This is a genomic window from Larkinella sp. VNQ87 (assembly GCF_049445795.1).
Taxonomy (GTDB): Bacteria; Bacteroidota; Bacteroidia; order Cytophagales; family Spirosomataceae; genus Larkinella.
In genome coordinates this window covers 254,784-268,532 of the sequence record NZ_JBMSDT010000007.1, presented here as the reverse complement: position 1 = coordinate 268,532, position 13,749 = coordinate 254,784, and the positions used below count along the sequence as shown (strand labels likewise).

General features: G+C 54.7%; 10 protein-coding genes. All 10 read right to left on the bottom strand.

Annotated elements, in window-relative coordinates; all coding sequences use genetic code 11:
* Nucleotides 1-61: 61 nt before the first annotated feature.
* The gene (locus tag ACO2Q8_RS14200; protein WP_423345487.1) at nucleotides 62-598 is read right to left on the bottom strand and encodes a DUF4136 domain-containing protein; all 537 of its coding nucleotides are present in this window, start codon (nucleotides 596-598) and stop codon (nucleotides 62-64) included.
* A gap of 125 nt (nucleotides 599-723) precedes the next feature.
* The gene (gene aroB / locus ACO2Q8_RS14195; RefSeq protein ID WP_423345486.1) at nucleotides 724-1,749 is read right to left on the bottom strand and encodes a 3-dehydroquinate synthase; all 1,026 of its coding nucleotides are present in this window, start codon (nucleotides 1,747-1,749) and stop codon (nucleotides 724-726) included.
* Nucleotides 1,750-1,911: 162 nt separating this feature from the next.
* Complete coding sequence (locus ACO2Q8_RS14190) at nucleotides 1,912-3,060, bottom strand: pyridoxal phosphate-dependent aminotransferase (RefSeq protein ID WP_423345485.1); 1,149 nt, start codon at nucleotides 3,058-3,060, stop codon at nucleotides 1,912-1,914.
* A gap of 123 nt (nucleotides 3,061-3,183) precedes the next feature.
* Nucleotides 3,184-3,639: a hypothetical protein gene (locus ACO2Q8_RS14185; RefSeq protein WP_423345484.1), complete on the bottom strand. Its 456-nt coding sequence runs from the start codon at nucleotides 3,637-3,639 to the stop codon at nucleotides 3,184-3,186.
* A gap of 95 nt (nucleotides 3,640-3,734) precedes the next feature.
* Nucleotides 3,735-5,201 carry a SusD/RagB family nutrient-binding outer membrane lipoprotein gene (locus ACO2Q8_RS14180; protein WP_423345483.1) on the bottom strand — a complete coding sequence of 489 codons (1,467 nt, stop codon included), beginning with the start codon at nucleotides 5,199-5,201 and terminating at the stop codon, nucleotides 3,735-3,737.
* Between the two features lie 21 nt (nucleotides 5,202-5,222).
* Complete coding sequence (locus ACO2Q8_RS14175; protein ID WP_423345482.1) at nucleotides 5,223-8,393, bottom strand: SusC/RagA family TonB-linked outer membrane protein; 3,171 nt, start codon at nucleotides 8,391-8,393, stop codon at nucleotides 5,223-5,225.
* 667 nt (nucleotides 8,394-9,060) lie between these two features.
* Entirely contained in the window at nucleotides 9,061-9,609 is a 549-nt protein-coding gene (locus ACO2Q8_RS14170) for a hypothetical protein (RefSeq protein WP_423345481.1), read from the bottom strand.
* Nucleotides 9,610-9,644: 35 nt separating this feature from the next.
* A complete protein-coding gene (locus tag ACO2Q8_RS14165) occupies nucleotides 9,645-11,456 on the bottom strand; it encodes a T9SS type A sorting domain-containing protein (RefSeq protein ID WP_423345480.1) in 1,812 nt (603 codons plus the stop codon).
* 22 nt (nucleotides 11,457-11,478) lie between these two features.
* Complete coding sequence (locus ACO2Q8_RS14160; RefSeq protein ID WP_423345479.1) at nucleotides 11,479-12,780, bottom strand: hypothetical protein; 1,302 nt, start codon at nucleotides 12,778-12,780, stop codon at nucleotides 11,479-11,481.
* Nucleotides 12,781-12,886: 106 nt separating this feature from the next.
* Nucleotides 12,887-13,630, bottom strand: a complete 744-nt coding sequence (locus ACO2Q8_RS14155; RefSeq protein ID WP_423345478.1) for a hypothetical protein — start codon at nucleotides 13,628-13,630, stop codon at nucleotides 12,887-12,889.
* Nucleotides 13,631-13,749 lie beyond the last annotated feature (119 nt).

The following is a 13,749-nucleotide window of genomic DNA, read 5'->3' as shown; positions in this document are numbered from 1 at the left end:
TGGCAGAACCAATTTCGATATTCGTTATTTGATATTCATTATTCGCTATTCAACAGAGTTCTTATTTCCTCGCCGTTGCCAGCAGCGGATACTGGTCGAAGATGGATCGGACGATGCCCTTGAAGTAGTTGTTTTTAAAGTTCGGATTTCGGGTGACCCGCGACGCGTAGCCCTTCCAGATGACCTGATAGGTTTCTGCATCGATCAAAGAGATCATCAGGGTACCTTCATCCAGGTTGTAATCGATGCGCTTATAGGTTGCGTCACCGTCTTCACTGACCACCCAGTCCTTGATAACCGGTTGCTGGTAGCCCCGGAAACGCAGGTCGTTGCGGAAAATGTTGTAGGAGATCAGCAGGTTCGGCGATCGGTTGGCGACTTTATAACCCCGGGCTTCCATCTGGTGCCGAATCGCTTCCTGAATATCGGAACAAAGTAGCGTAGAGTCGATGTATTCACATTCCAGAAAATTAAAAGACTCGTAATTTTTAAAATGCCCTTCGTAACTGTAGTCGTGTTCGACAAATAACTTACCGGGCATGCAGCCTGCCAGCGAAACGACGGCCAGCAACACAAGAACGCCAAAAAAATGTTTCATAAACGGACTGTTTAACAAAGTGGTAAAAGTGAATCTTATAGACAAAACTGGTTAGGAAATCACACTATTTAATTGATTTTCTGTCTGTAAAGTTCAGAAATCCGCGTTAACGGTCCGCTTACAGTTTAGGTTCGGTAATAGGCCAAAGCCCGGCGCATTTCGGACTTTGTAACAACCACATCGTACGTACAACTGCCGGGGCCGTCGAGCAGCGCCATGCGCACCTGTCCGTTCCGGTTTTTCTTGTCCTGCAATGTCAACGTCAGAACCGGCTCCAGGTCGGCATCCGTGAGGCTGACCCGGCCGTATACTGAAAAAAGGTACTCTTCAATTTGCTCCAGGAGCCGGAGTTGAATCAACCCTTTTCGCTCCGCGATAAAGGCTTCGGCAATCATCCCGGCGGCTATCGCTTCTCCGTGCAGCAACCGGCGTTTCGGGTCCGCCAAAAAATGCGTTTCCAGCGCATGACCCAGCGTGTGACCGTAGTTCAATATCTTACGGATTCCGCGCTCATTTGGATCTTGTTCGACGATATTTTTTTTAATTTCAACGGAATGTGTCACCAGATCATTCCAGTCCTGCTGGTGCAGATCCCGGCGACGGATTTCATTCCATTTGGAGGCATCAGCAATCAAACAGTGTTTGACGATTTCGGCAAATCCCGACCGCAGCTCCAACTCGGGTAATGTTTGAAAGAAAACCGTATCGATCAGGACGGCTTCCGGTAATTTAAAGACCCCAATATGGTTTTTAAATCCGTGAAAGTCAATACCTAGCTTTCCGCCCACACTGGCATCGACCTGCGACAATAAAGTGGTCGGAATCTGGATAAAATCAATGCCGCGTTTGTACGTTGCCGCGCAAAAACCGCCTAAATCGCCGATTACGCCCCCTCCGAGGTCGATAAGCAGCGCGTGCCGGTCGAATTGGGCGTCGGTTAATGCCTGCCAGACGGTCTCACAAGTCGTTAAATTTTTGTGTTCCTCGCCCGCCGGAATCGTAATAATTTTATGTTTCGGTAAAAAATTTTTTACCTGCGGATAACAGAAACGCTTGGTATTGGTATCGGCTAAAACCGCAATGGCCGAATAATTGCGCTGCTTTAGAAACGACGGCAGGCTTTCGGCGAGGGGAGAAATCAGAACTGACATAGAGGTTTTACAGAAATCGCTCCCAAAGGTACACCTTCGGGAGCGATTTCAACACCCCGTACCCACGGACTTTAGTCCGTGAGAGCTTCTGTGATCCAGTAGTTGGTTCAACTTAACGGCATACTGGTTCACACGGACTAAAGTCCGTGGGTACGGGGTACGTTACGAAATCACTTTCAGCGCATCGGCGAAGTATTTCATCTGCTCCATCGTGCCCAGGCTCACGCGGCACCAGAACTGGCCGTCGAACTTCCACTGCCGGACGCTCACGCCGTTGTCCATCATTTTCTTCGTGAAATCGTCACCCTTCATCCGGATCGGAAACAGCACGAAGTTGGTGCCCGACGGCAGGTAGGTGTAACCGTTCTGCTTCAGCGTGGCATACAGGAATTCGCGGGCTTCGAGTCCTTTGCCCAACGAATACTTGATGAATTCTTCGTCTTTGTAACAGGCCAGAGCCGCCCGCAGGGTCGTCATACTGAGGTTTCCGGCCCCACCGCCCCATTTCGAGATGGCTTTCAGTGTTTCCGGCTGGCCGACCATGTAGCCCATCCGTAAACCGGCCATGCCGTAGATTTTCGAGAACGTCTTGGCCACCATCACGTTCTGACCCTTCTTGATGTTTTCAATCACCGTATATTTTTTCGGGTCACCCGTGTAGTGAATGTAGGCTTCGTCGACAAAAACCGGTTTTTTGGCCGACACGCGGTCCACGAAGGCCCGCAGGCTTTCGGGGTTGATCGTCACGCCCGTCGGGTTGTTGGGGTTGCAGAGGTACACCAGGCTGGTTTTGTCGTTAACCCGCTTCTCCATTTCTTCCAGGTTATGGTCGTAGGTACCCGAGGTCAGGGGTACTTTGTCCCAGGCCATGCCGTGCATGACAGCCGCCCGAACGAGTTGCTCGTAGGTCGGATCGGCCGACAGCACGCTACCGCCCGGATTTTTGTGGGCAAACTCCAGCGCCGTCGCATGCAGCAGCGCCCCCGAACCGGCTGACAGCAGGATTTGTTCGGGCGAAACACCTTCCTCTTCCGCAATCATCTTCTGCAATTGCATCCCGTACTGGAACGGATACAGAAAGCCTTCCGAAGCCGCTTCGTTGATTGCTTTGATCGCTTTGGGTGACGGGCCGTACGGGTTTTCGTTGGCCGACAGACGGGCCTTCAGCGCGCCTTTCGGAGCGGTCGGGGGCAGGGCGGTGGTCCACTCCGGCTTGTCGAGCCAGGGTTCACAATAAGCCGCAGGAGCAGCCGCTAAACCTACACCGGCCAACAATCCGGACCGGAGCCATTCACGACGATTAAGAGACATAATTCGAAATTGGTTAGATGTTTATTTATTCGTTTATAAGTACGGAGTCAGCCGTCCGTCTTTCCCGGTTTGGTCAGCGAACTGAGTAACCGAAAAACACGAACGACTGACCGATGGTAGTTCTTAATTCACACCCTGCACCCGCGACAGCCGGGAAAAGGCCTGGCCTTTGTATTCGCCCCGCCACGTGAGCGAAACGCTGCTGCCCACAGCCGGGGCCGTAATGCCCAGTTCGGCCCAGGTCTTCGTCAGCGATGCCTTCCCGGTATTGTCGGTGGTCAGATCGGCAATGGCGGTGCCGTCGCGTTTGGTCAGCTTGATCGCCAGCGAAGTAACCGGAATCGAGTCGATGCCGACGGTGTAGTCTAGAATACCGCTTTTGTCGAGTTCAAAAATTTTCACCGACATCGTAACTGGCGCAGAGATCTTCTGCGTAACCACCGGTTCGGCCGTCAGACCGCCCCCGTCGGAAGCGCCTTCGACCACCACCAGCACCGGGGCCACCACCCGATCCACAAACGGATCTTCTTTTTTCTCACATCCGGCCAGTAAGCTACCTGCTGCCAGTAACGTACTCAAGATAAGGCATTTATAGTTCTTCATAAATAGCATCCTCCAGATTAATTCTTAATTTTTAACTCTTAATTCTTCACCGCATGGGCGGCCCCGTCCCCTCACTTCTCGGCCCACCACAGTTTGGTTTTCATATCGTCGGAACCGCCCAGCGTCGCGATGCCTTTGTCGAGGCTCGTTTTGTTGAGCGAATATTCCGAGGTGGGGTATTTCAGGCGGGTTGGCAACACGCCGTCGTTTGAGAAAACCGCCCGGGTGTCTTTGGCGGGCAAAACCGGCAGGCCTGTCCGGCGGTATTCGGTCCAGGCTTCGATGGCCTGCCCGAAGAGGGCAATCCATTTCTGCTCCAGGATGGTTGCTTTTGTCGCCGTCCCAATCTTCGTCAGATAACCGGCCGGAACCGTCAGACCGTATTGCTCGAACGATGCCGTGACACCTTTTTCCAGATACGACTGCGCACTGCCCGTGATATCGCCATCGGCAGCGGCTTCGGCCAGAATCAGGTTGAGTTCGGCGTAGGTCATCAGCACAGCGGGTGCCGTAGCGGCCGTGAAGTAGGTACCCAGCACCGAGCTGGTGCCGAGGTAGGTAGTAGCGACGGCATCGGGCAGGCCGTTGGCGTGGCCTTCGTATTTCCCGGCTTTGTTCGGCTGGGCATACACCGTGATGCGGCTGTCGCCGAGTTCGTTAAGCCGGTCGGCCAGCGTCTTGCTGATGTTCCAATCGGTTCGGCCGTCCTGAATCATGACCTGGTGCCATTCGTTGTTGCTGGGCAATACCGCCGAGTTGACCAGCCGGGCGTTGTCGGCGTTGCTCGTGAAAACCGGGAACTTCGTCGCATCGCCCAGAATTTCGGCCATGATGGCTTTCGATTCGGCCGGTTTTTTAACCGCCTGGCGGTTCGCCAGGCGCAGCCGCAGCGAGTTGGCAAATTTTTTCCATTTCAGAATATCTCCGTTGTAGAGGATATCCCCCGAAATCCCCGGACCGGTTACGCTCAGTTTTTCATTGGCGGTTTTCAGGTCGTTGAGTAAACCAGCATAAACCACCTCGACCGGATCGTAAGCCGGGGTATAGTTCGGGGTTTCCGCCGTTCCTTTCAGCGCTTCGGTATACGGAATCGGGCCGTACACATCCGTGAGTAGCGAAAACACCCACGAGCGCATCACCAGCGCCACGCCTTCGTAGTTGGGGTTTTCGAACTGACCACCCGGGCCCGCCAGCGTAATGATCCGCTGATAATTGACCTGCGCATCGTTGAAGAAACCCTTCCAGTTGTTGGTGTAAAAACCGACCGATACCTCGTAGTTGTCGCCTTCGTTTGCGTAGATGTTGCGCGTCAGGTACTGCATCCAGCACATGGCTCCGTCGAGGTTCAGCCGCTCAAACCGGGTCCGGACGCCCCAGTAGCGGTCGATGGAGGCTTCGAGAGCATACGGGAGCAAATACTGGGGGCTAATGGAAGTCGGATCGTTCGGGCTGACGTTCATTTCGTCGAACTCCGACGTGCAGGCACCCGCCAGCGTGATCAGACCCAGGCTAAGAAAAAGTGCTTTTATGATCTTCATAGATAAAATCGTTTTCCGGAATTAGAATGACAGACTCAGGTTGGCCCCGATGCTGCGGGAACTGGGCAATTCGCCGTAGGCAAAACCCTGCTGGTTGCCCCCGAAACGATCCACCTCGGGATCGACGTGGGTGGTGTTCTTGAACAGCATCGCCAGATTCCGGCCCACCAGCGAGATTTTGGCCGACCGGATTTTGATCCGGTTCAGGAAGGTCGTCGGAAACTGATAGCCAATCGTGGCTTCACGGAGTTTGACATAACTACCGTCGTAGATCGAGGCTTCGTGGTAGCTGCGCGGGTTGTTGTAGGCGTAGAACGTCCGGGCCGGTACAATCACGGTGTTGGGTACATAGTTCGGGTTTTCGGCGGTCCCGGCGTTGTAGACGCCTTTGCCAATCACGCCTTCTTCGCGGCCAACGGCGGTTTCTTCGTACTGGCCGGTCCAGCGGGCCGTTCCGGTACCTTCGTCAAAGAAGTCACCGCCCCATTTCACGTCGATAAGCGCCGAAACCGTGATGCCCCGGAAGGTGAAGCTGTTTAACCAGCCGCCGGTCCATTTGGGCTGGATATTGCCCAGCGTGCGGGGCGTTGTCGAAACAACCGGCAAACCGTTGGCGCCGTAAATAATCTGGCCATCGGGTGCGCGGTCAAAACCGGTTCCGAAGAAGCTCCCGTAGGGTTGTCCGACGCGCGCTTCGGTGATCAGGCCCTGCCGCGTAGCCAGGGTGTAGGTGGTCAGGCCTTCGGCCAGTTCAAGCACCTTGTTGCGATTGCGCGAGAAATTCAGGGTCGTTTCCCAGTTGAATCCGGTAGCGGTTTTGATGGGCGTACCGGTCAGCACCACTTCCAGCCCTTTGTTGGAAATCTTCCCGGCGTTCAGGACGCGGGAGTTGTACCCGCTGGCTTTCGAGATTTCAACGGCCAGAATCTGGTCGCGAGAGACCTGATCGTAATACGTCACGTCCAGGCCGATCAACCCTTTCAGGAAGCGAAGGTCCAATCCTAGCTCGGTTCCGGTCGTGATTTCGGGCCGCAGGGTAGAGTTGGCAATCTGGGTGTTTTCGTAGAACTCCGGTGTCGAACCGGCCCACGACGTTCCGGCCCGGAAGGTTTGCAGCAACTGGTAGGGTTGCGCATCGTTCCCAACCTGCGCCCAACTGGCCCGGATTTTCCCGAACGACAGAATATTGCTTTGCAAATTCAGCAGATCGGTGACAACGGCACTAGCCGAAACCGACGGATAAAAGTACGAGCGGTTGTCCGAGGGCAGCGTGCTCGACCAGTCGTTACGGGCGGTTGCGTTCAGGAATAGCGCATTTTTGTAACCTAGCTCAAACGATCCGAATACACTGTTCACCTGCGATTTTTCAATGGCGCTCTGGGCGGTATTCCGGCTCGGGTTGGCATTGGAGGCATTGTAAAGCCCGTCGACGACCAGTTCGCCCACGCTCAGGTAATTCCGTTTGTAGTAGTTCGTCCGCGAAATCCCGCCCACCTGGATGTTGGTCGTGAAGTCCGGCGTAAGCGTTTTGTTAAACGTCAGAATAGCATCGTGGTTGGTTTCCTGCCGACGCAGCACTTCTTCCAGAAAAGCGCCGGGCGTACGGTTTCCGTTCCGGACCCGCTCGAAGTTCGTGACGGCAATCCGGGTGTCGGTCCAGACGTCGGTTCCGCTCCGGACCATCAAACTCAGCGACGGCAGAATTTTGTAGTTGAGCGCGATGTTGCCCACCAGCCGGTCTTTCTCGTTGTTATCCGGCAATAATTCCGACGAATAATACGGGTTGGTGAAATACGTATGCTGCCAGTTCGGCGGATCGGTATCGGCCGGTTTTCCGGGCAGCGCGCGCTGAATGTGTACGTCCGTGTAATCGCGCCAGTTGCGCAGTTTGGTCCAGTCGGTTTGCCGGTGCGACCAAATAAATTCCTGTCCGCTGCTGTAGCTGCGGTTACCGCCCGACTTGAGGTATTCCGCCGAGATGGTGGCGCTGAACTTATCGGTAAAATTGTACGCCGAGTTGAACTTGAAGTTGTTCCGGTAGTAATCGTTGTAATACACAATTCCTTTTTGGTCGAGCCGACCAACCGACAACCGGAAGCTGCCTTTTTCGTTTCCGCCAGAAAGTGCAACGTTGTTGGTAATTGTCTGGCCGGTTTGCCAGAAATCCTCCCAGTTGTTCGGGTTGGGCGTCAGCGGAGCCACTTCCTTGCCCGACCACCAGTGCCGGACCAGCCGACCGTCCATCGGCGCGCCCCAACTTTCATCGGTGCCTTCCGTGCCGCTCAGCGGGCCGTTCGGGTACGCAGCCCGGTATTGCTGAATTTCCAGCGGGTCCGTGATGGCGCCCGACCAGCCGTCGTTGTACCAGGTTCGGTAGCCGTTGCCCCCGCCGTAAATGTTCTGGAACTTCGGTTTGATCCACGGCCGTTCGAAGGTCACGTTGGAGTTGATTTCAACGCCGATGCCTTTGGTGCCGGCGCCGTTTTTGGTCGTAATCAAAATAACCCCGTTGGCAGCCCGCGAACCGTAGAGCGCGGCCGCGTTGGGGCCTTTCAAAACGCTCATTTCCTTGATGTTATCGGGGTTGACTTCCGAAATGCCCGATCCGCGTGTTTTGTCGAACGACTGCTGAATCGGCACCCCGTCGATGACGATCAGCGGCTGGTTGTTGCCCGAAACCGAGGAAGCGCCCCGGATCTGGATGGTCGAACCGCTGCCCGGTCCACCGTTTGAGCTAACCCGCAAGCCGGCCACTTTCCCGGAAAGGGCATTGACGACGTTGGTGGCCCGGGCTTCGGTCAGTTGCTGGCCTTTGATTTCCTGAACGCCGTAGCCCAGTGATTTCACATCTTTTTCGACCCCAAACGCCGTTACGACGACTTCGGCCAGGGATTTTACGTCGGATTTCAGGCTCAGTTCGAGCGTTGATCGGTTGCCGACCGGAATTTCTTCGGTCAGAAAACCGATCGAACTGATGATCAGCGTTACGTCTTCCGTGGGAATTTTCAGGCTGAATTTGCCCTGGTTGTCGGTCGTAGTTCCGACGGTGCTGCCTTTGATGACAATATTGGCTCCGGGGAGCGGCCCTTCTTCGGCGGCCGTAATGATACCCGTGAGTGTCCGTGTCTGTGCTGTGGCCACAGCCATCGATAGCCAGAGCACCCCTACTAGTAAAAGTAGCGTTCTCCTCATACAATTAGATTAGGTTAAATAACGTGTAAAAGATGGATAGTCGGGAATCATTGTCATGCAAACCCGGTGCGTCGGACGGCCGGACACTGGCCGCTTCGCCGAACCGCCCTCCGCAACCGGGCGCATGGCAATGACTGATCACCGGTTTAGTCCGGCGGTTCAGTATTGTCTCCGAACGATCTGTCGGTGTTGCAAAAGGCAATACGCAACCCAACCGGCCAGACAGTCGGTAATGTGTTCTCAGTTAAGGCGAAACGAAACAAAAACCTGCACTGGTTTATTCAGGCAGATCAGCCGAATCGGTCTTGCTCCCTGCAAGTCCTGTCGATTCGGGTTGGATCAGTCCGGTAGTGCGGCCAGCGGAAAGATCCGGAGGAAAGAAGAAGTCACTGTGGTTTGTTGATAAACCAAAATTAAGCAAAACAATATATCTGCCAAATTTAATAGCTATTTTTTTAGATATATACGTACAAAATTTTTAGAAAAATGACATTTACCAAATGTACCTATTAAATAGGTAAAATTAATTCTGGATAAAGTTCAAAAAAAACGCCTGTTTTAGCAGGCGTTTTTAAATCGCTTGTGTTCATCAGAGGGTGTCTGGGTAAATTTCAGCCTTGCGGGTCAACGTAAGCAACCCCTTGAAACCCTCACTACCTGCGAACGATCAAAGCGCTGCTGCCGCGAGCGTGGCCGCCAGCTTCAGGGTGATCGGCAGCAGCACGTTCGTCTTCATTTCGACATCACCGCCCGTACGCATCTCTTTCGTGCTCTGGTGCGAGAATTCGTCGGAGTGTCTGACTTTGCCGGTGGCCACCTCTACAAGCCGGGTTTTGAGCGTAGCCGAGCCTTCCGTGTTGTATTCATCGACGGTCCCCGTCAGCACATATTTGACCTTGAGTTGCTTGCCGACCCGCACCGCAGCGGTCGTCGAAGCGCCGTTGACAGCCGCCAGGTCGGCTTGCGACGCTTCCCTTGTGTGCCGGACATCGTAAATATCAAACTGGTTGGTTTTCATCAGCCGGAACGCAATGCTGGCCTGAAGTTGCCGTTTGGCTTCGTGCGACATGCCCGACGCCTTTGGGCCGGGTGTGAATTCGACCACGGCGACCCGCGTCCTGTCGTTGTTTCCCACCACTGTTTTCGACGGTGCCTGAGCGAATGCGGCACCTGCCAGCACGACACTCAAAATGACTGTTGCAATTAAATTTTTCATAATTTTTAGTTTTTTGTAGATACTGAGAGGAACGTTTACTTCTTCAATACTCTGGTCGTTATGATCTGTTTGCCGTCGTTGACCTGCACGAGGTAGAGCCCGGCCGGAACCGGGGTTCCGCTTTGGTCGGTGCCGTTCCAGGACACTCCGGTTTGACCCGATGCGGCTAGGGTAGCGATGGGGACGCCCGCTGTGCTGAGGATGCGTACTGATACCGGACCTCCTTCCGCGAACGGGTAATTGATTTCGGTCTGCTCCTTGAAGGGATTGGGCCAAACCCGTACCCGGCGGTTTTCCGCCGATTCCCGATCGAACGACGGCCCTTCTTCCAGCCAGTGTGGGGGAATGGTCGGTCCGGCCGCTTTCCGTGCGCCCACCGGGCTGGCTCCGATCCTGACGGTGCCGACGGGTGCCCGCAGCGTCAAAGGCCGATTAAATGTAACGGCCCCCGGGTACGTTCCTCCGGCGACATAAACCGTGTACTCGTTGGGCGCATGTTGAGCCGCCTGTTGCACGGTAAGATAAGGCTTGTGAATCTGGCCGTTGGGTTGGTTGCTTACTCCATTCCAGTCAAGGTAGGCCGATTTTTCGGTGAAGAACCGGGCCAGATCGTTGCGAAATTCATCGTCCCGAAACCCGACGCCCACCGAAGGCAAGTCAGTATTACCATACTCGTGTACGCCCATGGCTATGTTTGTTCCGCCATAGGTGACCGGAGCACCCCGGTCGCTTCCGGCCGGTCCCGCTCCAACCATGTTTACCAAGCCCGCCCCGCCGTAAAGAACAAAAAAGTCGCGATCTCCGCCGAGTTCAAGGTTAGTCGACAGGTACTCATTCTGTTCCATCAGCGACGTCGGGTACACATGCAGCGTTCGGTATTGCCCATTGTAATTATCACCAGGAGAGGCCCCGTAATGCAATACGTCTGCCGGAACGTTGCCTGCATCATGAATATCCGAACTTCTGGGGTTTGTTGAGATGCGAAAATACTCCCCCTGCCGTTCGCCGGGCCGCAGACCCGTGCTGTTGGGCAGCGGTGTGAGAATGGCGTAACTGGCAGCTTGTCCAACACTGCTATGACTGCCGTCAACCCAAACATTAAAGAGAACCACTCTGTTGCTTTCAACCACATCGTTGGATGCAGTTGAGACTGGATACTGATCCTGTGGAGAAGGGTGCTGCACGGTGAACCCAATGGAAGACGGCACATTGAACTCAATGACGTCATAGGACTCGTTTTTGACCTTATTGGAGGTAATGGATGACGTCACAATGGCCCCGTTGGGCGCAATCCAGCCTGTACCCCACGACTCAACGCCGTTGGTGAATCGCCCCACGGCCTTCGCGTGGGGGTGTGTTTCGGTGACGTTTGTGGTGGTGGTCGAAGCCGCTGTTCGGGCCGAAGCACCCAGATCGCCGGTCGCCGGTCGGCCGTTCCGGTTTGGAACGGCCTGCGGGTCGGTGACCTTTAGTTCCGAAATTTGTACCGAGTTACGCTCACCGGCAGCCGCGAAGAGCGACACCTTCACCGATTGGCCGTTGAAGTAGGCCGAACTATAGTGCCAGTTTTCGAGGTCCGGCTTCCGGAGTTCCTGCCGGGCACCGTCGGTGCCTTCCAGCACCAGGTAGCTATTGTCGCCCAATTGCGTTCCGGCGAAATACAACCGCAGAAGCGTTGTAGTGGGTTGCGTCACCTGCGTCAAAAACCGGAGTTGACCCTGGCCCGACGTATCGGCCTGATGTGGCCCGTCCTGATACCGGAACGAATACGGCACTTTTTTCTGGGCCACCGCCAACCCGCCGAACAGGCCGATCAAACAGATGAATAAAAAAGGAATGGCTTTCATGTTGGTTACAAATTGTCGTACCTCATTGAAGACTAACCAGCACCAGCACCAGTCCCTTACCCGTTTCGAGCGAGGTCATGGCTTTACCAATAATCGCTCCCTGCGCTTTGGTTGGGTCAGTCGCTTTCATGGCGTGGCCGCTCGTGGGCGAAGTGGTGAGCAGATCGCCCGGCCGGATGACCCCGAAACCGGCATCGACCCGGCAATACACCCGCCCCGTCAGGGCCACCGGATGTTGGCCGCTGGCGAGCGTGCCGACCTGTCCCATTAGCATGCCCGGCTGTACGTCGCCCGCTCCGCTCACAATCCCGGCTACGGTTTTGTCGTAGGCTTGGTGGGACACGCGCAGTTGACCCGGTTTTTCCGGATCGATGCTCACCACCGAGCCGGGCAACGGCGTTTCGCTTGCTTCGATGTCGAAGTGTTCGGCCAGGTCGGCCCCGCCCGTGATTTCGAGGACTTTAGTCGAGGTGGTGCCGTTGACTTGTAACGTTTTGGAGGGGTTTGTCAGGCCGATGCCCACTTTTCCGGCGGGCGTAATGACCATCGTAGCATCCGACGAACTGGCGGTTTTCGAAAAGACCAGTTTTCCGTCGCCCGCAGCCCAACTCCCGTTGGCGACGCCAATGCGCCAGGCTGCTCCGCCGTTGCCCGGATTGATCAATTTGAGTTGCATGTCACTTTCCGACGCTACGCTAAACCGGGCTTCGTTGTCGGTCGTTCCCACTTTCACCTTGCCTCCGCCGTTGGCGAGGTGGACGTTCTGTTCCGAATCGTTGTTGATGTACAGCGGATCACTGCTTTCAATCTGGTTGCCGTCGAGGGCCAGCATGTGAATATTGGTTCCGACCTTTGAGTGCAGGCGCAGGGCACCGTCGACCACCGAATTACCCGACTTGGTGACATTTTTCCCGTAGATAGTGAACTCAACCGGGTTATCAACATTGATGCCCAACCGGGCCATACTGGGAGTCATGGCAAACATCAGGTTGCCGTTGTGCCGGAAGCGGAGGTGGTCTTCGTTGACAATGGACCAGCTACTGGTCGGGCCACCGCTCGGAATGATCCGTTGCAATTCGAGGCCAGCCGCGTGGTTAGATAGTGAGGTGCCACCGTAAGATGAAAGGCGGATGTACTGATCCGCTTCGCCCGTCACGTGCAGGCTGCGGGAAGGAGCAATCGTTCCGATACCCACTCGTACACCGGGCAACACGTAGAGGTTGCCGCCCGACGCCGACCATTGCTGGGCCAGCAATTGTTTAGGGGTGAACAGAAAGCCGACAAGGCAGACTTTTAGAAAGAGGTGTGAAAAAAACGGACGCATGAGTTTGAGAAATTAATTGGTTAAGATGAATAGAAGATATAGCTCTCCTAACCCGGTGCAGTTGTCTGCACCAAGTTGTCTTTACGGCATGGGAAAGCGGAACTAGTTAGTTGTTCGGAACGGCCAGGTAGACTTCAATAATCCGGGGCGACATGGAGACGATGCGAATACCGCCGTAGCGGTTCAGGATCGTTGGATCCAAATTCATTACCTTAAAGAGGAATATATCGCCCTGCTGATAGACCGGAGGCTCCTGATTATTATCCACCCAGTTGTTTTCGAAAAGGGCTGGCCGCTCTTTTACCCAGTGTTCCAGACTCTTTACCGAAATATTCGTCTTGTTGAACCAGGTGATTTCCATTTGATCGCCAGCGTTGAACGAATAGATCAGTTCGTCCCACAGCGTACTGGACATTTCCAGCTGGGCGTTGTGGTACAGGTTGAAATGGGTCTTGTACGTGTTGGAGGCCGATTGGGCGTTCAGGTAATCGAAACTGTTGAGTGCGCCGTTGGATAGTGTAAAGACCGTTGGAATCTTGTTCGGATCAGTACCGGCCGGGTATTCCGGCCACTCAATCCGCCAGGTGTGGCACTTGGTGTGAGCCCACAGATCATAGTCTGGAATAAACGTTCTCCTGGTAATAGTTGGGTACGGCAACGATTGCCCACCCGAACTGGTACCTTCTGGAAGGGGATTGCCTCCTGGAGAGGGATTGCCTTCTGGAAGGGTATTGCCGACGACGCCACCGGCTCGTGCCGTCAGACTCTGGCGCTCAATAGCGCTTTCTTCGCAGCCGCAAAGGATCGTCAGGCACAAGGCGAAGACGGTTACTACGTGTACTTTTTGCATGGGAATTGGTGTGGAAAAAAAATCATTAGACGGCCAAACTGCTTGCAGGTGAGTCGGCGATTACCTTACGGCAACAAAGGTAGCCCAGGCTCTCAGCAGGCGGTTAGCACAGAATTCCC

What these genes read in the sequence shown, in the direction of transcription:
- ACO2Q8_RS14200 (WP_423345487.1), bottom strand. Translation starts at nt 598, where the DNA reads ATGAAACATTTTTTTGGCGTTCTTGTGTTGCTGGCCGTCGTTTCGCTG.
- aroB (WP_423345486.1), bottom strand. Translation starts at nt 1,749, where the DNA reads ATGTCAGTTCTGATTTCTCCCCTCGCCGAAAGCCTGCCGTCGTTTCTA.
- ACO2Q8_RS14190 (WP_423345485.1), bottom strand. Translation starts at nt 3,060, where the DNA reads ATGTCTCTTAATCGTCGTGAATGGCTCCGGTCCGGATTGTTGGCCGGT.
- ACO2Q8_RS14180 (WP_423345483.1), bottom strand. Translation starts at nt 5,201, where the DNA reads ATGAAGATCATAAAAGCACTTTTTCTTAGCCTGGGTCTGATCACGCTG.
- ACO2Q8_RS14175 (WP_423345482.1), bottom strand. Translation starts at nt 8,393, where the DNA reads ATGAGGAGAACGCTACTTTTACTAGTAGGGGTGCTCTGGCTATCGATG.
- ACO2Q8_RS14170 (WP_423345481.1), bottom strand. Translation starts at nt 9,609, where the DNA reads ATGAAAAATTTAATTGCAACAGTCATTTTGAGTGTCGTGCTGGCAGGT.
- ACO2Q8_RS14165 (WP_423345480.1), bottom strand. Translation starts at nt 11,456, where the DNA reads ATGAAAGCCATTCCTTTTTTATTCATCTGTTTGATCGGCCTGTTCGGC.
- ACO2Q8_RS14160 (WP_423345479.1), bottom strand. Translation starts at nt 12,780, where the DNA reads ATGCGTCCGTTTTTTTCACACCTCTTTCTAAAAGTCTGCCTTGTCGGC.
- ACO2Q8_RS14155 (WP_423345478.1), bottom strand. Translation starts at nt 13,630, where the DNA reads ATGCAAAAAGTACACGTAGTAACCGTCTTCGCCTTGTGCCTGACGATC.